At 64.6% G+C, this 18,408-nt stretch carries 16 protein-coding genes and 1 pseudogene; 7 read left to right on the forward strand and 10 right to left on the reverse strand.

What is annotated here, in order from left to right:
- Positions 1-6: 6 nt before the first annotated feature.
- A complete protein-coding gene (locus ACFWF1_RS36155) occupies positions 7-963 on the reverse strand; it encodes a hypothetical protein (RefSeq protein ID WP_379288668.1) in 957 nt (318 codons plus the stop codon).
- A gap of 671 nt (positions 964-1,634) precedes the next feature.
- Between ACFWF1_RS36155 and ACFWF1_RS36160 the strand changes: the two genes are divergently transcribed.
- A complete protein-coding gene (locus ACFWF1_RS36160) occupies positions 1,635-2,450 on the forward strand; it encodes a class I SAM-dependent methyltransferase (RefSeq protein ID WP_379288666.1) in 816 nt (271 codons plus the stop codon).
- Between the two features lie 32 nt (positions 2,451-2,482).
- Here ACFWF1_RS36160 and ACFWF1_RS36165 read toward each other — a convergent pair whose 3' ends face one another.
- The gene (locus ACFWF1_RS36165; RefSeq protein WP_379288665.1) at positions 2,483-3,439 is read right to left on the reverse strand and encodes a hypothetical protein; all 957 of its coding nucleotides are present in this window, start codon (positions 3,437-3,439) and stop codon (positions 2,483-2,485) included.
- Between the two features lie 765 nt (positions 3,440-4,204).
- On the opposite strand from ACFWF1_RS36165, the gene ACFWF1_RS36170 reads away from it, so the two are divergent.
- The gene (locus ACFWF1_RS36170; RefSeq protein WP_379288663.1) at positions 4,205-5,671 is read left to right on the forward strand and encodes a carboxylesterase/lipase family protein; all 1,467 of its coding nucleotides are present in this window, start codon (positions 4,205-4,207) and stop codon (positions 5,669-5,671) included.
- Here ACFWF1_RS36170 and ACFWF1_RS36175 read toward each other — a convergent pair.
- Complete coding sequence (locus tag ACFWF1_RS36175) at positions 5,660-6,823, reverse strand: citrate/2-methylcitrate synthase (protein WP_379288661.1); 1,164 nt, start codon at positions 6,821-6,823, stop codon at positions 5,660-5,662. The two genes, ACFWF1_RS36170 and ACFWF1_RS36175, sit on opposite strands and share 12 nt — an antisense overlap.
- A 66-nt stretch (positions 6,824-6,889) precedes the next feature.
- Here ACFWF1_RS36175 and ACFWF1_RS36180 point away from each other — a divergent pair, with 66 nt between their 5' ends.
- Complete coding sequence (locus ACFWF1_RS36180) at positions 6,890-8,089, forward strand: citrate synthase (protein WP_379288660.1); 1,200 nt, start codon at positions 6,890-6,892, stop codon at positions 8,087-8,089.
- Positions 8,090-8,093: 4 nt separating this feature from the next.
- Here the strand turns inward: ACFWF1_RS36180 and ACFWF1_RS36185 are convergent, their stop codons facing one another.
- Positions 8,094-8,558, reverse strand: a complete 465-nt coding sequence (locus ACFWF1_RS36185) for a GNAT family N-acetyltransferase (RefSeq protein ID WP_379288659.1) — start codon at positions 8,556-8,558, stop codon at positions 8,094-8,096.
- An 81-nt stretch (positions 8,559-8,639) separates the two neighbouring features.
- On the opposite strand from ACFWF1_RS36185, the gene ACFWF1_RS36190 reads away from it, so the two are divergent.
- A complete protein-coding gene (locus ACFWF1_RS36190) occupies positions 8,640-9,245 on the forward strand; it encodes a histidine phosphatase family protein (RefSeq protein WP_379288657.1) in 606 nt (201 codons plus the stop codon).
- Between the two features lie 233 nt (positions 9,246-9,478).
- On the opposite strand, the gene ACFWF1_RS36195 is transcribed toward ACFWF1_RS36190, so the two are convergent.
- Entirely contained in the window at positions 9,479-9,931 is a 453-nt protein-coding gene (locus tag ACFWF1_RS36195; RefSeq protein ID WP_379288656.1) for a DUF6968 family protein, read from the reverse strand.
- Positions 9,932-10,811: 880 nt separating this feature from the next.
- Between ACFWF1_RS36195 and ACFWF1_RS36200 the strand changes: the two genes are divergently transcribed.
- The gene (locus tag ACFWF1_RS36200) at positions 10,812-12,017 is read left to right on the forward strand and encodes a site-specific integrase (RefSeq protein ID WP_379288654.1); all 1,206 of its coding nucleotides are present in this window, start codon (positions 10,812-10,814) and stop codon (positions 12,015-12,017) included.
- A 1-nt stretch (position 12,018) separates the two neighbouring features.
- On the opposite strand, the gene ACFWF1_RS36205 is transcribed toward ACFWF1_RS36200, so the two are convergent.
- Positions 12,019-12,267, reverse strand: a complete 249-nt coding sequence (locus ACFWF1_RS36205; protein WP_379288653.1) for a hypothetical protein — start codon at positions 12,265-12,267, stop codon at positions 12,019-12,021.
- Between the two features lie 147 nt (positions 12,268-12,414).
- Entirely contained in the window at positions 12,415-13,353 is a 939-nt protein-coding gene (locus ACFWF1_RS36210; RefSeq protein WP_379288651.1) for an LLM class flavin-dependent oxidoreductase, read from the reverse strand.
- Positions 13,354-14,347: 994 nt separating this feature from the next.
- On the opposite strand from ACFWF1_RS36210, the gene ligD reads away from it, so the two are divergent.
- The gene (ligD, locus tag ACFWF1_RS36215) at positions 14,348-15,292 is read left to right on the forward strand and encodes a non-homologous end-joining DNA ligase (RefSeq protein ID WP_379288779.1); all 945 of its coding nucleotides are present in this window, start codon (positions 14,348-14,350) and stop codon (positions 15,290-15,292) included.
- Between the two features lie 4 nt (positions 15,293-15,296).
- On the opposite strand, the gene ACFWF1_RS36220 is transcribed toward ligD, so the two are convergent.
- Both ACFWF1_RS36220 and ACFWF1_RS36225 read right to left on the reverse strand, forming a co-directional pair.
- Positions 15,297-15,767: a DUF6299 family protein gene (locus ACFWF1_RS36220; RefSeq protein ID WP_379288649.1), complete on the reverse strand. Its 471-nt coding sequence runs from the start codon at positions 15,765-15,767 to the stop codon at positions 15,297-15,299.
- Positions 15,768-15,861: 94 nt separating this feature from the next.
- Positions 15,862-16,800 carry a LysR family transcriptional regulator gene (locus ACFWF1_RS36225; protein ID WP_379288647.1) on the reverse strand — a complete coding sequence of 313 codons (939 nt, stop codon included), beginning with the start codon at positions 16,798-16,800 and terminating at the stop codon, positions 15,862-15,864.
- A 109-nt stretch (positions 16,801-16,909) separates the two neighbouring features.
- Between ACFWF1_RS36225 and fdxA the strand changes: the two genes are divergently transcribed.
- Positions 16,910-17,251, forward strand: coding sequence for a ferredoxin (gene fdxA, locus ACFWF1_RS36230; protein WP_379288646.1), 342 nt, complete (start codon positions 16,910-16,912; stop codon positions 17,249-17,251).
- Between the two features lie 20 nt (positions 17,252-17,271).
- Here fdxA and ACFWF1_RS36235 read toward each other — a convergent pair.
- Positions 17,272-17,670: pseudogene (locus tag ACFWF1_RS36235) on the reverse strand (alpha/beta hydrolase family protein); the annotation flags it as partial.
- Positions 17,671-18,408 lie beyond the last annotated feature (738 nt).

Genomic DNA, 18,408 nt, shown 5'->3' on the forward strand with positions numbered 1-18,408 from the left:
GAACCGCTACGCCCCGGTGTGACTGTCCAGTTTGGTGACTCCGGCTGGCTTGCGGCGGGTTTCGGCGAGGAGTTCGTCGAGTTGGGCTTCGGCGCGTTCGGCTCGGGCGAGGGTTTGGGTGCGGGCTTGGTCCAGGGCCTCGATGCGGTGTGCGGCTTCGGTGCGGGCCTTGTCGATGGTGGCGGCGGCTTCGGCGCGGGCGGCGGCGATGTCGGTCGTGGCGGTGCGGCGGATTTCGGCGAGTTCGGTGCGGGTGGTGTCGAGTTCGGCGCGGACCCGGCGCCATTCCTCGCGGGCCTCGTTGGCGGCTTCGATGCGTTCCATCGCTGCCTGCTCGGCGCGTTCGGTGGCGCGTTCGGCGTCGGCGGCGCGTTGGACGGCGAGGTCGCGTTCGGACTGGGCGGCGGCGACCTGGGCGGCGGATTCGCGTTGTGCGTGCGCAATTTCGGTGGCGACGCGGCGTTCGGCACGTTCGATCTGTTCGGCGGCCTCCTTGCGGATCCGTTCGATTTCCTCGGCGGCTTCGCGGCGAGCCGTGCGCACGTCGGCCTCTGCCTCGCTGCGGGCGGCGAAGACATCGTCGGCGGCTTGGCGGGTGGCGCGTTCGACTTCGCGTAGCGCGTCATCGCGGGTGCTGTTCGCGTCGGCGACGGAGGCTTCCGCGCTTTCGGCCGCACTGGCGGCGTCATCGGCGGCGGCCTCGGCGAGCGCACGCTGTTCTTCGGCCTCGCGCCGGGCCTGTTCGGCGGCAACAGTGGCCATTTCGGCTTCGGCGATGCGCCGGGCGGCGTCGGCTTGAACGGCCTGGACCTGCGCCTCGGCGACGGACGGGTCGCCCAGGGTGGACAGTTCGGCGACGGCGGCGTTGAGGGTGTTGCCCAGTTGGTCTGCCAGTCCGCGGAATTGGGTGAGCAGCTCATCTGCCCGGAGGCGGGCGACGGTGACCGGACCTTGCTGCGTCACAGTGACGTTAGCGAGGGGTACCTCTGACTCCTGTTGTTGCCGTTGACGTTCCCGCCACGCGCGCCATCGCGTGTGGTCTGGGTGATCACAGTATTCAGAGGGGCGGCCAGGTCCCCCGCCGCGCGTGATCGGTCGGGAGCAGCCCGGGTAGTTGCAGACGTTGGACACCGGAGAATCGTAGCGTTGGTTTCGTCACTATTGACGTATTCATACGAAACGAAAAGCAGCGTGTCGCAAGCAGACTCGTTTCGGCATCTCGTTTTCTGACCGCCGATAAGTGAACATTATCGGCGGTCAGACCTGGTTGGCGTTCCAGGGAATCCCCCAATCTGGTTGGTTCTATTACGTTTACGTTTGGTCACCGCTAACGAAACGAAACGTCTACGAAACCCTCTGAAAACTGTGCACCCCTGGACGCCCGTACCATTCGCCAATTCCTGCGCCTCGTATGCCAAGCGGTACTGACTTTGAGGCCAGACGAGCCGGCAGCCGCGGTCGGTGAGGCTGTCGCCGACGAAGTGGACCAAGGCGCCGAGGCCGACGGAAGTGGGGCCTGCTCACGCCGGCCCGAAGCCGGCCCAACACCCTGAACCGGCGGCGCATATCGCCACCGCCGAGTTCGACCTGAATCGGTGCGACGATCATCCACGGAATTCTGATATCCGTTGAGGGTGACCAACTCCCCCAGGCGTTCCGACAGCGGACTGTTCGAAGGAACCGCATGGCACTATGCCCGCTATCGACCGGATTACCCGCAGTCGTTCTTCGGCGATCTCGTCGAGCGATTCCACCTCGACAGCACCGGCAGGCTCCTCGATCTGGGCTGCGGCACAGGTCAGTTGGCCATACCGTTGGCACTCCACGTCGCCGAGGTGGTCGGCATGGATCCCGAACCCGAGATGCTCGTCGAGGCTGCCCGATGCGCCCGAGCTGCGGAAGTCACCAATGTGGTCTGGGAACAAGGCGGTTCGACCGATCTGTCCGGTGCGCTCGGGCAATTCCGAATCGTCACCATGGGCCGCTCATTCCACTGGATGGATCGCGAACGTGTCCTCGATGCCCTCGACGCCATAGTCGAGCCGAACGGCGCCATCGTGCTAGCCAACGACAGTTGCCTGGTCCGACCGACCACCGCCTGGCAACAGTCCGTCGAGGACATCCAACGCCGCCATCTGTCGCCCGAACTGGTGCCGGCGGATCCCTTGCCGGGTCGCCTCAACCGCGCCGTTGATCACAACACGCACCAGGAGGTGCTCGCACGTTCGCTCTTCTCGCACGTGGATCGATCAGTCTATGAATTCGACCGCCCCTGGACAATTGAACAGGTGATCGGGTACCTCTACTCGACCTCCCTGCCCCTTCGCCGGCTACTCGGCGACCGCCGCGCCGAGTTCGAGCACGAGGTCACCGAAACCCTGCGGGCAATCGAGCCGGACCGACTCATCGAACCGGTGAAACTGGAAGTCCTCACCGCAACCAGGCAATAGCTTCGCGGCAACGCCGGGATAGCATTCGCGGATCATGGCGCCGCGAGTGCGTTCAGGCACCGCTTCCGTATCTTCGGAAGCCGTCGGATCAACTTCTCTGCCTCTTTCGCCCACTGGCGCAGCTCGTCATCGACCACCTCAGCAGCATTCAGCACATCCAGTACTTCGACGCAACGCTGCTGGATCGATGCCAGCTGGTCGGCGATAGTGTCTTCCGGACGCCAGAAGTTCTCCGTGACCTTGTATTTATGCAGTCCGAACCAGATGCGGCCGGTGGTCGTGCCGGTCGGCAGGGTCGAAAGGTTCTCGGGGAGGGCGTCGCGCTGCCTCGGCGGCGACGACAGCCAGTCGGGCGTTGGTAATCCCTTCGCTCTCATCTCTCTGTCCACTGCCTGCCGGACCTCGCGCACGGAGTGGACGAAGTACTGGATGTCTCCGGTTGGATCTGGGACAGGATTGACGTAGGGAACGGCCACGGCGATCGTGCCCGACATCAGCCGGCGGTTAGTGGCGTCGTAGACGATCACAACCTGTATGAGGTACAGATTCACCTCCGGCAGCTTGTGTTCCCGCACCAAGCTCCCGTGACCGAGCCGCACGATGAACCGGTCGACCTCGTTCGCGTCCAGCGCGTGTGACACGTCGACGCAGATCGGCGCGTCGTCCAGGTGGTCCGGTTCAGGTAGCGACAGGTCATACGTCGCCGACCACGGCAACGGCCGAAGTAGGCGGATGTGCGGCATCGGATCCATGTCCATGGAAGTTGCCCGGAGCACCGTGATCTCGAGCCTCTTGAGGATCGCTGCTCGGCCGCCCCGGTTGTGAACCTTGATATCCAGCGAAGGAAGTTTCATGTCGTCGCTCATGAGAATCGATGCATCGACGAGTTCGACCGATGACCGGAGCGGGCGGCGCAGGTAAATGGTTACGGCGGCACCTATCAGTGCCGTGGTGACCCCACCTGCAAGGGAAACGACAGCGGCCAGCATACGTCCACAGTGCCAGACGACCACCGGATCGGGATGTGCAACGAACGGATCGACGAAACTGTCTGCGGCGCAAGCGAACCCTCTGTATCAAGGGCGGCAAGCATGAGGAAGTTGGAGCAGAGCAGTCAGGGCACCGTCGTGGTCGTAGGTGTCCGATTGCCCTACCACATTAGGGCCGGTGATCGTCATCTCGAGGTGGTAATCCCCGGGCACCGCCGTCGCGTTGGTAGCAACAATGAATCCGGTGGTTAAAACTGCACCTGCGAGGGCCAACAGACCGCACGAACGAGCAAGGACCTACCTTTTCATACTTCGCACTCCTGCTTGGCAAATCCCCTCCCCAAGAGGGCTTTTCGCAAACTATCATGGGCCAAACATTGGCGACTAGCCCCAGTTGCCCCAGTTGCCCGGCAGTCCGGGAACATCCGCGAGAAAAATCACGGTAACTGCTGAGCCGAGACAACACACCGAAGCGCCCGCTCTCGCTCTGCCACGTCACCTGAGAACCACATCTCACGCGATCCGACGGATTCCCAAGAACTGTCCGAGGTGTGCGGGGTTCTGGCGATGGGGGCCGTCGCTGAAATTCTGTTGAGCACCAACGGGTCTGCGCCTATCGTGCAGACGCTGGGCCCGTTCGAGAAGTTGACCGAAGGGCGCCGACGTGGGATCGCTGCCGATCTCTCCGCTCGGATCGACCAGGCCAGGCAAAGTCCTTCACTCCCCGCAGTCGATGACTTACCGATGGAAAGCGAGCGTCCGCGAGTGAATGCCGAACCTGAAATCCGCACGGCCGCCGGAGTTGTGCGCGGCAGGTGGGAGAACGCCGTCGCGGTGTTCCGAGGTATCCCCTACGCCGAGCCGCCGTTCGGCGCGCGACGGTTCGCCGCTCCCGTTCCGGCGCAACCGTGGGACGGGGTCCGCGACGCACTGGTGTTCGGGCAGTCGGTTCCGCAAGCACGCGTGATTTCTGGCGACGGCGACTGCTTGACCCTCAACGTCTGGTCCCCTGCCCTCGGTGCCGCCGCGCTGCCGGTGATGGTGTGGATCCATGGGGGCCGGTACGTGGAAGGCACTTCCAATAGCCCGCATACCGACGGAACGATTCTCGCCGCATCCGGTGTGGTGGTGGTCAGCATGAACTATCGCGTCGGTGTCGAAGGCTTTGCCGCTATCGCCGGGGCACCGCACAACCGCGGCATTCTCGATCAGGTCGCCGCGCTGCGGTGGGTGCAGGACAATGTTGCCGCGTTCGGTGGCGATCCAGGCAATGTGACCGTGTTCGGCCAGTCCGCCGGCGGCGGTTGCACTGCCGCGCTGCTCACTATGCCGTTGGCCGCCGGACTGTTTCGGCGTGCGATAGCCCAGAGCTGTCCCGGCACTTTCTTCTCGCCGAGGCTTTCCGCCGCGATCTCGGCAATGATCGCCGCGGAGCTCGGTGCCCAAGCGACCGTTGCCGAGCTCGCCCGTTTCTCCCCGGACGCACTCATCAAGGCAGCCGATGCCGTCCTGCAGAAGATGCCGGACTTCGTCGAATCCTGGGGCCCCACCGCGCTGACCCCGACACCGTTCTCCCCCATCGTCGACGGCGATGTCCTCTCGCACGCGCCATGGCAGGCACTCGCCAACGGTGCCGCCCGAGATATCGACCTACTCGTGGGGCACACCCGTGACGAATACCGGCTGATCAATCCCCTGCTCGGCACCGAGATAACCGATGCGCAGGTGAACACCACGCTCGAACGTTTCGCACCCACCTCGGACACCACTTACCGCGACCTTTACCCCGAGGCCACCAACGGTGAACTGTTCGAAATCATCAACTGCGACTGGCTGTTTCGAATGCCGGACCTGCATCTCGCCAACGCCCAGCACACCGGCGGCGGCCGAGTCTGGAACTACGAACTCTGCTGGAGCTACAACCGGGACCAGGGCGCCTCACACAGCCTCGACATGCTGCTCGTATTCGGCACGCTCGACCTGGACGACGTCCGCAACCATCCGTCAGCATTCCCGAACGCCGCCGCCGAGGCCGTGCACGTCGCCCACCACATGCGGACCGACTGGCTGAAGTTCGCCACCACGGGCGACCCAGGCTGGGCCCCCTACGATCCCGACGCCCGATCAACCCGCGTCTACACCGCCGAGCCGACCACCCAGCCCTACCCCGAGGAACGCTCGCGCCGCATCTGGTCCACCCACCAGTTCGACACCCTGGACCTACCCGACTGATCCGCGCACCGGCTGCGGAGCACGCGGACCGACATATCGCGCGGACGGACGGATAACCTTCGCCGTGTCGGCCTGTTCGAGAATGTTGGCGGTCCACCCGACGACACGGCTCGTCGCGAAGGTCGGGGTGAACATCGAACGCGGTATCCCGCACAGTTCCATCACGACCCCGGCATAGAACTCGACATTCGCATAGAGATCCCGGCCGGGCTTGAGTTCGGCGAGCACCTCGGTGACCCGTCGTTCCACCGTGGTCGCGAACTCCACCAGCTCGCCGCCGAGTCCGATGCCGATGGCGCGCAACAGCACCGAGCGAGGATCCGCGGTCCGATACACGGCATGACCGAAGCCCATGACCCGGTGACCGTTGGCGACTTTGTCGCGGACCCAGCCGTCGATGCGATCCGCACTGCCGATCTCGTCCAGCCCGTCCAGCGCGCGGTCCGGCGCACCACCGTGCAGCGGTCCGGAGAACGCGCCGATCGCCGCGACGACCGCCGACGCGACATCGGCACCGGTGGAGGCCACGACCCGCGCGGTGAAGGTGGACGGATTGAACCCGTGATCGATCGTCGCGATCAGGTACTGCTCGATCGCCCGACTGGCCTGTGGTCCCGGCAGTTCTCCGGACAACATGTACAGCCAGTTCGCTGCCGTCGACAAATCCGCCTGCGGGACAACCGGTTCCAGCCCGCGGCGGAGCCGGTGCAGCGCGGCCAGGATCGTCGGCGTCACCGCGCAGATCAACAGCGCGTCGGCCTTACGTGACGCGGGGTCGCTGTCCCACACCGGCTGCAGATCGCGCACCGCGGCCAGCATCGACAGGGCTGTCCGCAAGCCGAACAACGGTTCCCCGCTGGCCGCGATCGTCGGCAACACCGGGAGCAGTTCCGGTGGCAGTTGGCGTGCTCGCGCCACCTCGCCGGTGAACTCGATCAACTCCGCTTGGTCGGGCAAACGGCCCTCGAACAGCAGAAACCACACCTCTTCGAAGGTGCAGGCGGATGCCAGGTCGATCGCCGAGTACTGGCGATAGTGATAGAAGCCTTCCTGCCCGCGGACATCACCCAGGCGGGTATCGGCTGCCACCACATTGCGTAGCCCGGCAGGGACATTGATCAGTTCGTCGAGTTCGGCACCGTTGACAGTCATCGTTCAGACCTCCTTGACTGAACTGTGCGATCACGGTCAACTAGAGTCAATATTGATCAAGTCAATATGAGTGCGGAGAGGCAGGTCATGGACGCGAAAGGTGACGCACGCCACCTCACCACCGCCGAGGTGGCGAGTCGTCTCGAGATCAAGCCCGAAACCGTTTACGCCTACGTCAGCCGGGGACTGTTGACCAAGATCCCGGCCGCGGGCCGCCGGGGCAGTCTGTTCCGGGAGGACGAGGTGGCTCGGCTGGCGCACGGGCGGCGGCACGGTGGCGAGCGCCGAGGGGCGATGGCGGACATCGTCACCGCGATCTCGCGTATCGAGGACGACCGGTTGTCCTATCGCGGCCACAACGTCGAGGACCTGACGCAGCCGATCGAATCCGTGGCCGGCCTGCTGTGGACCGGCGAGTTGGACTCGCCAGCACAGCAATTCACCGCTCCCGCCGAGATCCTCACCACCTGTCGTGCTGCGGTCGGCGCGCTCGCCGACAGTGTTCGACTGACCGATCGGATGCGCGTCGCGGTGACCGTTGCCAGCGCGAGCGATCAGCTGCGTTTCGACCTGTCCCCGCAGGGGGTGCTGCGAACGGCCCGCATCCTGCTCGCGGTCGAGGTCGACTGCCTCGGCACGACACAACTCGACTCCGGAACGCTGGCCCAACGGTTAGGGCCCAGCCTCACCGACCACCCCTTGCCCGCAGGCCTGCTCGACTCGACCTTGACCCTGCTGGCCGACCACGGCCTGGCGATCTCCACCATGGCCGCCCGGGTCGCGGCCAGCGCGCGAGTCCATCCCTACGGCGTCGTCTCCGCCGGCCTCGGCGCCCTCGACAGCCAATACCACGGCGCGGCAAGCACTGTCGCGTACCGTTTCCTCGACGATGCCATCGCCGACCCGCTCGGTGCCGCATCCGAACGGCTACGCCTCGGCGGCGGACTCCCCGGTTTCGGACACCTGATCTACCGCATCACCGACCCGCGCGCCGAACTGCTGCTCACCTTGCTCCGATCCGTCCCCGCCGCCGCACCGGCCCTGACCGCCATCGACACCATCACCGCCCAACTCGGCGCACCCCACACCGCAGTACCGAACATCGACCTCGCCCTGGCCGTACTCATGCACGCGTACCGCATGCGCCCCGATGCCGGGGAGGCGATCTTCGCCATCGCCCGCACCATCGGCTGGATCGCGCACACTCTCGAGGAGTACACCGAACCCCCGATGCGCTTCCGCCCCAACCGAACCCCGGTCCAATAGGTTTTCAGCGCGCGAATTCGGCCTTCAGCAACTCGGGTGAGGTCACGAAACCGCGCCGCATGTAGGCATTGATCGCCTTGGTGCTGGAGTTGACGGTCAGCGGCTTCAATCCCAGTTGATCAGCAAGGGTCACGACAGCGTCGATCAGCTGGCTGCCGAGCCCGCTGTCTCGGCGGTCGGGCACCACGTACATGCTCTGCACGTCACCCGAAAGGCGTTGCGGAGTACCGACGGTCGGTACGCGCTGGTAGATCGCCAACCACGCCATCCCGATAACCGTTCCGTCTTCGACCAACACCAGACAGCGGTGCGACGATCTGTTGGCCTGCGCCCAAGCGACGAACGACTGTATGAACTCCTCCTGCGTAGCCGCCGGAGTTCCGCGGACTTCTTGGAACCACTGCCAACGAAGTTGGGCGACGCCAACCAGGTCATCATCCTGCGCCGGATGGATCATGGTGGTACTCATTCGCGAATTCTGGCATAGGACAGCAGATTACAAACAGCGATAGCGACGTGGTAGTTACGAAGACCGGTAGAACTGGTGGGTATGAGTGACCGCGTCAAGGTGTGGTGTCTGCGGCACGCGGAATCGGAGAATGTCATCGCAGGTGTCGCGGGAGCTGTACCGGCGGCGGCGCTGACCACGCGCGGGCAGCGCGAAGCTATGGCTGCCGCCCGGGTACTGGACGGAGAACCGATCCGCCGGATCTACTGCAGTACCGCTGTGCGCGCACAGCAGACAGCTGCGGCACTTGCTGCAAGTAGGGGTCTCGATATCGTGACGTCGGCCGAACTGGCCGAGGTCGCCATCGGCCGACACGAAGGGACCACCGATCCCGCGGTGCGGCGACGAACAGCCGAAGTGTTGCGGGCATGGATCATTGAGCGTGATCTGGGCCAGCGAGTTGCCGACGGCGAGTCGGGACGGCAGGTGCTTACCCGCATGGACGCCACCTTCCGGCGGATCGCGGCCGCCGACTCCGGGGAAACCGTTGTCGTTGTCGGCCACGTCGCCAGCCTCACCCTGACCGTCGCATCGCTGTGTACGCTCGGCCCCCGTGTCTGGGGAACACCGCTGCCACACGCCGAGCCGTTTCTGGTGGAATGGGACGGAATTACCTGGCACTGCCCGAGATGGCCGACCTTGTCGTAGCGAGCTCGCCGATCGGCCGGGGATCACCGCAGGACTCGCTGACCAACTGGCAACTCGGGTGTTCGCGGACGAGGAGTTGGTGCGTCTGCGGGGGTTCCCGGCCGATCGGCCGCGAGGAGTTGTTCCGGTTCTTTACGTGAAACTTCGCTACACGCGTAAGCCAGGAGACGAGGCGGCCCCAAGTTCAATCCGGGACCGCCTCGCGCTCGTCGGGACCAGGCTTACCAGTTCAGCTACTCGTCGTCAGCAGCTTCACGTTCAGCCCTCAAATGGTCTTCCAGCTTCTCATCAAGAGCAGTGCGTCGCGCGGTCATGCCGGCAGCGACATCCGCACCGAAAGCATCAGCAATCTGCTGCTCGGTTATTTGCGGGATGAGAATATTGCCGTCGGTCTGAGTAACCGGCATCAACGTGTTAACGACACCGTTCCAGGTCAGGCGAAGGTCCGAAAGACTTAGCCGATCGCCTGCCATCTGCAGGGCGTTGATCAACGCGTCCATGGAGTCCACACCCGGCGCCCAGATAATGATCGGTTCTGGCCTCATTCCGGTGATCTGCACGCCACACATCCAAGCGGCAGGAACGTCGTCATGCATCTGAAGCGGCGCTCCAACCTCTACCGACACCGGCCCTCGTTCGCTACCCAGCTCGCGAGTCGCGATAGCCTGACCGATATCCCTGCTCATACCTAGATTCGTCAAATCGAGTTCCCCTCCTCACCGTGGACAAGAATTCTGTTGCGCCTCTGCCTCTTTTCCGGCTAGGGGCAAAGACGCAGACGCACCGCACGTTCTCCTTAAGCAATCCTTGTACCAGTCGTTCGCATTCCTGAAACACACCTGCCTTTCGTATTGCTGACCGGCCCCAGGATAGTTCCGATTGCACTCGTCGATAGTTTGTTGGTACATGTCATCGCAGTAATTTGCCAGTGCAGAACCGGCCCCAGCAGAAGTCACGGCCAACGCCATGAACACGCCGACAACTACCCTGCGAGTACGCTGCATCATAGTCCCTCCCGAGAATGTGCAAGAGTCCGTTCAACTCTTACGGTTGTGGCGACTCCCTCACGCCAGCACTGGTTTTCATGCGTCACCCCCGAGTTCGCGACGCCCCCGAACCGTCATGGACAGTCGATTACTTGGACGCGCTGGTCCCGCCATCGGTTCCGCCCCAATTCGATTTACATGTCATATATCCGTCGAGAGCCTGACTCGGGTCGGCCGGGGATCATCGCACATCGACCAAACCAATTCCGTGGACTCGCTGACCAACTGGGCAACGCGGTCGTCGTAGAGGTGTCTGTCCAGGATGACCCATGTCTGCGGGACACCTCGTCCGATAGCGAACCCCGCGCAACGCACTGTGGCTCTGAGATCATCAGCCAGTCGGGGGTGGTTTTCGTAGCGAGCCAGGTCGTCCGCGAACCGGGTAGCCGAGCCGAAGGATTCGCGGCGGCGCACTACCGGGGTGTTGGGTGGTATGCCGACGCGCGGGGAGATGGGTGATGCGGTGAATTGGACTGGGGCAGCGGGAGAATGGCATCGGTCTAGGGATAGGAGCTGATCAATGGAAGAGCGCGCCGCTGTCGTCGCGATGCCGGAGTCGGTGCGGACCGAGCTGCGGCGTGGGGTGCGGAGTGTTCTCGTTGACGCGGCTGCGTTGCGGTTGGTGCGGGAGCGGTTCGATGATAATCAGGCGGGGTCGCTGCGCCGGTATCTCGAGGCTTCGCAGTCGGCGAATACGTTGCGCGCCTATCGGACCGATTGGATCGCGTGGTCGGCGTGGTGTTCAGCGGAGACGCGGCAGGCGATGCCCGCTGATCCGCTCGATGTCGCGGTCTATCTGGCTGCGGCGGCGGACGCGCGTCGTGACACCGGTGAGTGGGCGTTCAGCGCGGCGACTCTGGAACGCAAGTCGGCGGCGATCGCCGCGGTGCATGCTGCGAACGGGTTGCCGTCGCCCACCCGCTCCGACGTGGTCCGGCTGACTCTGCGCGGTATCCGGCGCACTCGGCGCACACAGCCGAAACGTAAACGCCCCGTACTGTTGCACACCCTCGATCAACTGTTGGCCGGGCTTCCCGAACCCGGCTGGCCTACCGAACCGGCCCGGCGTCGCGATGCGCTCGTGTTGCTGATCGGGTTCGCCGGCGCATTGCGGCGCAGTGAGCTCGCCGGACTGCGTATCGCCGACGTCGATGTGCAACTCGATCACGCCACCGGAGAGCCGGTGCTGCTGGTGCGGTTGCCGTCGACGAAGACCGACCCCACCGGTGTCGCCGAACAACGCGTCGCACTGCCGCGCGGCCAACGTCCGCGCACCTGTCCCGTCTGCGCCTTCGCCGACTGGGTCCGCTTGCTCGAAATACACACTGCCGCAGGCAAATCGGGCCTGCGCGCCCACCTCACTGAGTCCACCACCGACCCGGACATTCACCGCTGCCATGGCTTCACCGGAACCGCTCTGGCCGAGCAACCCGACCTACCCTTGTGCCCCACCATAAATCGTCACGGTACGGTCGGCGCCACCCCGATGTCCGGTCGCGCCGTCGCCGAACTCGTCAAACGCTACGCCGCCCGCGCCGGTCTCGACCCCGACCTCTTCTCCGGCCACTCCCTGCGCGCAGGCTTCGCCACCCAGGCGGCCCTCGGCGGTGCCAGCGACCGCGAGATCATGCGCCAAGGTCGCTGGTCCAACCCGCGCACCGTACACGGCTACATCCGTACCGCAAACCCTTTGGAAGACAACGCGGTCACCAAACTCGGCCTCTGAGCTACCGTGTCTTCACGACTCGGCTGACTCCGTTGTCGAACTCCGCCACAATCCGCGCGATATCGCCGGGACGTTCCGGATCGAACCACACAACGACTTCGTCATCGATGTCGATCGGCTTGCCCGGCACCTGGAACGCGGTCGGCGTCAACCACCGTTGGGTGCCGACGTTATCGGTGAACACCACGGTCAGCCGTGCCACCTTCGGGTTCGGTGTCGCCGGAAAGTCTTCCAGCCCAGTAGAAGTCACCACACCACTCGTACGAACCGACCGTGATCGCAGTTTCGCCGCCGCCACCGAGACAGCTAACCGACCATCGGTCCACGAATCCCGCACGGACACAACGCCGCTACGCCACCGGGCCAAGATCGCGCAGGAACACGAACAGACCCGGAATCAGTGCGCAAATTCGTTGAGGGTTGGCGTGATGATCTCATCGGTTGCCCAGCGGGCGACCTTGGTCGGGTATGGCGCGGGTAGTACGAGCACGAGGTGGGTGAATCCGGCGTTGATCAGGTGGCGGAGGTGCTGTCGGGACTGGGCGGGATCGTCGTAGGAGACGACGATCTGGGCTGAGCGGGTGATCTCTCGAGGGTCACGGCCGATCGCGGCGCAGTGTTCGTCCAGGACGGCGCTGCGGTGTCGCAGGTAGTCGATGGTGTTGCGGGGTGGGCCGATGACGTTCCAGATGTTTGCGTGTTCGGCTATCACGCGCAATGTGGTGGTTCCGATGCCTGCGATCAGGATCGGGGGGTGCGGTTGCTGGATCGGCTTGGGGTTGCAGCGGGCTGCGGTGAGTTGGTGGTGTTCGCCCGCGAAGTCGAAGACCGTTTCGGTCCACATCCGCCGGATGATCGTGCACGCTTCGGCGAGGTCGGCGACCGCGGCACGCCAACTGCCCGCCGGAATGCCGTAGGCGTTGTACTCGGGCGCCACCAACGTCTCGAACTGCGGATCGCGCTTCGGCATGCCGCCGACGCCGATACCGAAGTCGAGACGCCCATCGGCGATCACATCGACAGTGGCGGCGATTTTCGCCAGCACCGCCGGCCGTCGGATGCGATTGTTCGTGACCAGCAACCCGAGTCGCAGGCGCCGGGTCTGAGCAGCGAGGGCAGTGAGCAACGTCCACCCTTCATGAACCGGTCCCGAAAGGCCCTCCTCCAGTGCAATACCCGGGCCACCCCTGGGGAGCAGGTGATCGTAAAGCCACGCGTGCTCGATTTCGACAATCTCGTCGGCCTCACGCCAGACCCGGAGGATATCCGGGTAGCTGACGTTCGCGGGATACGTCTTGATGCCGAAACTGATCGCCGCCGCCCCTGATTCGCTCATACAACAACGTTAAAACCCCGAACCCGATCGAGCACCGACCCGCCGCCGACCATCGCGATCGCTCGCCCGACCTGACGTACGAACCGTGCTCTTGACGCAAGCTGCAACCTGCGTCAAGAGCACGTTAGGTACGTCAAGTCGCGGCTTCGAGTGAGGTTGTGGGGCACGGACGTTGGGTGGGATGGGCCGTCAGAATCGAAGGGGTGACGGTTGGGATCCGTATGCCCGCTCTTCGTGGTTAGCTAAGTCCCGTCCGGCCGAGGCCCGGTATGCGCATGCCTTGATCCGGGTTGCTGGGATCGGCCGGCCATTGCCGGTTGCCGCAGCGAACGGCATTGGCAGTTGCTGCGGCGCCAGTGACGAGGTTCTAGGGTCCGGCGCATGCCGTGCCGAGGTCACGGATGCGTTGTAGGAGCGCTTCGCGACTGCCTGATCGAACGATGACCACCCGCAGCGCAGCCAACCGCAGCGTCGAGGCCCCCTGAAATCTCTATCGGATCGCTGTATCGGTACTATCTCAACAAAGACGCGATCGTCGAGCTGATGACCCGCCACGTCGATGCCGACACCGCCGCCAGCCAGAGCAGGCGAAATGGCGTGGCCGATTCGCTGGAAGGTGTCATGCGGACCATTGTGGGGACCGTCGTCAGGACCCTGAATTCCTCCGAATCCGCATGCCTCGCTCACGCCAGCTCATGGACAAGGGGCCGAAGACACCGCACGGCACTGGCAGACATACGCGAACTCCTCGCCCAACCCTGACGTGCACGTCAACGACAAAGGCACCTGCCCGACTCGTCGTCGCCACGATCAAGTTACTGGGTGCACCACCTGCTGGCCGCACCCTCGACACCGCCCTTTTCGAGAACGAATTGGTCGCGTCATGCCGACGCGCTACCTCATTGCGGGCCTGTCGGCCGGATAACTCCCATTCATCCCCGGGCAAACCGATAGCTGACAGTATGCTGATCTTGTGCAATCAGTGCCGCTGCCAATGCTGGCCGTCCCCGGGCGACCACCGGCAGAAATCGGTCTGTGGGCGATCGAGATGAAATGGGACGGCATTCGTGCCATCGGTCGAACGGCGAACGGGCAATGCCGCTTCTACAGTCGGAACAATCGCGATCTGAGTAGTTCTTTTCCGGAGCTGACCAGCATTTTCGCCGAATTTCTCGGCGGCAGGGAAGTGCTGGTCGATGGTGAGATCGTGGCCCCCGAGCCGAGCACCGGTGTGCCGTCCTTCCGTCGGCTGCAGCGCCGGATGCATGTCGTGAATCCCAGCCTCGAACTCCTGCAAGAAATACCGATCCAATACCTCATTTTCGATTTGCTTGCCGACAGCGGAGAGTCGCTCCTCGCTCGCCCTTATTTCGAAAGGCGCGCCCGGCTCGAGGAATTGGCGATCGACCTGCCGATCGCCCGCACCCCGCCCTACTACGCCAACGTCGACGCCACCACCATGCTCGGCGTCGCCCGCGACCACGGACTCGAAGGCATCATCGCCAAGCGCCTCGACTCCACCTATCAGCCTGGCCGCCGCTCCCCCGCATGGATCAAAACCCCACTCCGCCGAACCACCGAGGTCGTCGTCGCAGGCTGGCTCCCCGGCAACGGCCGCTACTCCGGCATCTTCGGCTCCATCGTGATGGGCGCCTACGACAACACCGGCCGCCTCGTCCACATCGGCAACGTCGGTACCGGCTGGACTATGCGCGACCGCAAGGCCCTACAGCTCCGGCTCAACGAAATCGCCCGCCCCGACAGCCCTTTCGACATCCCACCCCCGCGACCCGTGGCAGCCGTCGCCCACTGGGTCGAACCCGAACTCGTCGCCGACATCGAATTCCGCGAAGCCGGCGCCGACGGGTTACGCCACCCGAGCTGGCGCGGCCTGCGCCCCGACAAGTCCCCGCGCGAAGCCGGCGTACCGACTTCGTGACCGGTCAGCTCTGCAGGGTGACGGTGGCGTTGACGAGTTCGGCGTTGGTGGGGTCACCGTTGGCGTCGTAAATATCCCAGACGGTGGTGAATCCGGCCGGGCCGGGCTGGAATGGCAGATATCCGGGCACCGCGATGTCGATGGAGTAAGGGTGTGCGGTGCCGTCGCAGTTCACCGGCACGACCGTTTGGGGAGTGTTGGTCTCGGCATCGCCATCGCGCTGCCGCAACGTGGCTACCCGGTACGCCTTGCTCGGACCGCCTGCGCAGGTGTACGCGCCGGTGACCACCACGGTGCCGTCGGCGTTGAGGTGCTGGTTGGTGTCGACCGCGATGAGGGGCGCCGGGCCTGCGATGGCTGTGCCCGCGAGCATGGCGGCGCCCGCGAACGCCACAGCCGTGGCGACGGCCGATCCGATGATCCGATTCTTGGGCACGAAGGTTCGCCGTTCGGAAGCTCGGAGATACTTGCCCATCATGCGATTCCTTTGGTGGACAGGAGATTCAGAGGAGAATCCAGAGGAAGTGTAAGCAGCACGACACCGCTGCGGCGACCCCCGGAAAGTATGGTCAATGAGGCCGCGGCCTGCTCGTTCGCGCGGCCTCGATGCGGGCAGCCAGCTCGACCAAGTCGGCGGCGGGCCCGCTGGGTGGTGTTCGCCGGTGCCAGATGGCGCGGAACTTTCTGGTCAAGGCGAGGGAGTCGGACAGGCGTACCTCGTGGAGGGTGCCCGCGCTCAGTTCGTGCGCCACGATCAGGCGGCTGACCACGGCAGGTGCGGCGCCGCTGCGAGCGGTGGCGAGAATCGCTGCGGCCGAACCGAGTTCGGCTGCCGGCGGGGCCGGGGTGCCGTGGATCTCGAGCGCCTCCCAGACAGTGTCGCGGGTTCCGGAACCCTTCTCTCGCCACAGCAGTGGGGTGTCGGCGAGTTCGCGCGGAGTCACCGGACGGCGGCGAGTGGCCCACGGATGGGTTGGCGCGACAACCACGACGAGTTCGTCGGCGACGAGCACGCGACTGCCCAATCCTGTTGGCGGATGGGGTCCTTCGACGAAGCCGAGTTCGGTTTCGCGGTCGCGGACCGCTGCGGTGACCTGTCGGGAATTCGCGACGTCCAGTTCTATCGCCAGTTGCGGGCGGATCTTGCGCAGGGCGGTCAGCCAGTGCGGAATGCGGTGGTCGGCAATCGTTTTCGACGCCACGATATACAATCTCGGTCGCTCGGCGCGGTGCAGGGCCGCGATTCCCTCGGTCAATGCCAGTGCTGCCGCCAGCACCGGCCGGCCGAGTTCGACCACGGTGTGCCCGGCGTCGGTCAATGCCGAGCCGGTGGGGCCGCGATCCAGCAGTCGCAGGTGGAGTCGGCCCTCGAGCGCACTGATCCGCATACTGGCGGCGGGCTGGCTGATGCCGTGCCGTCGCGCGGCCGCGCCGAGGCTGCCCAGTTCCGCCACGGATGCGAGCAGATCGAGCGCCTCCAGATCGGGTGTTCCCGGCGGCAGGGCCATAAGGGCAGCTTATGGGGTGGTCGGCATTGGGCCACTACCCGGCCGAGTGGGCGGGCACCAGGATCGGAGATATCCCGAATCGCGGGTCAAGGACAGCGAGGAGAACACTGTGACGTTCGTGATCGGCGCGGCCTGCGTGGATGTCCTGGATCGGGCCTGCATCGAGGAGTGCCCACTCGACTGCATCTTCATCGGCAACCGGATGGCCTACATACAGCCCGACGAATGCATCGACTGCACGGTTGAACCGGCCTGCCCGGTCGACGCGATCTACTACGAGGACGACATTCCCGCGGGGCAGGAACAGTTCGTCATCGAAAACGCCCGCTTCTTCACCGAGCCGCTGCCCGGCCGGACAACACCACTCGGGCATCCGGGCGGCGGAACAGTGATCGGCCCCGTCGGAGTCGACACGGTCTACGTGCAGGAATACGACACCGGAAAGGGCTAGCGGGTGAGTGATTCGCACAGGTACCAGTTGTTGGCGGTGTGCGGCTTGGAGTACGGAGGGATCGTGCGGAGAAAGTTCGCCAGATTAAAGATACCGACGTAGTCGATGGCGGCGGCGAAAGCGTCGGGGTGCGGATGACGCCGGAGAGAGCGGCATATCCCGAAGATCCCGACTCGTACTCGATGGCTGTAGCCCTGGTCGGCGCTTTGCCGCATCCGGTCGAACCGCGGCAGTTGACCTGCCTCGCCGCAAAGCGGTTGACGAAGAGTTGTGCGATCGTCGTAGTCCCAGCTGTCGCGAAGCCATGGGCCGCCGTGGACCATCGGCAATCTGACGAGTTCGACGCCAACGGGCAGTGCCAGATACGACGGGAGGTTCAGTCCGTCTCGCACCGAGACCGTCACAGGCGTCATCGGGGCTGAGACTCCCCGTCAGCCCAGGTGCGCCCCGCGCAGATCTGGCTCGAGAGGGAACTGGTGCAGGCATCGCCCGAGAGGCGCGTGACACTAGTTCCCTCTCGGCGACCTGCGTTCACCACGGGCACCGAGGACGGGTGCTGATATCGAAACACCTTGCGGTTGTTGATATCTGGGGCCTCTTATTACGACACGCCGCCGCCGTGTCGAGGTCCATAGGCTCTCGTTCATGATCGACGGCACATGATGGCGTGGCTACCCGCGAAAGGGAGCCACGATCCAGGATGTCGCCGCGGCGCTCGATGTTGCGCATGTCTGCAGCAAGGTGTGTCCGGTGCGGGCGAGGGAGTCGTCCGTCGACGGCGGACAAAGAAAAAGGAAAGGAGCTACTGATTCCTTTCCGTATTCAATATATAACGCACCCGGGGGCTTGCGGCAAGGCCCCGGTCGTAGCGCATACTCGCTGGCCGAGGCCAGAACCTGCGGAAATGGGAGTCACGAGTTGCGTGTGTTGTTGTCGACGTTCGGGTCGCGCGGGGCCGTCGAGCCGATGGTGGGGCTCGTAGCGGTGTTGCGGTCAGTCGGTGCGCGGGAACTGCCGGGCTGCGTGGAGCTGGCCGGATACACGGCAACGGCGGATGCGCGAGCAGTCGTGCCGCGACTGGCTGACCAGCAGTACCGGAACAGCCGAGTGGCAGAGTTGCGGGTCGGCGCAGGACGGAACGACCACCGAAGCCGCGC

This window comes from Nocardia sp. NPDC060255, assembly GCF_042727395.1.
GTDB lineage: Bacteria > Actinomycetota > Actinomycetes > Mycobacteriales > Mycobacteriaceae > Nocardia.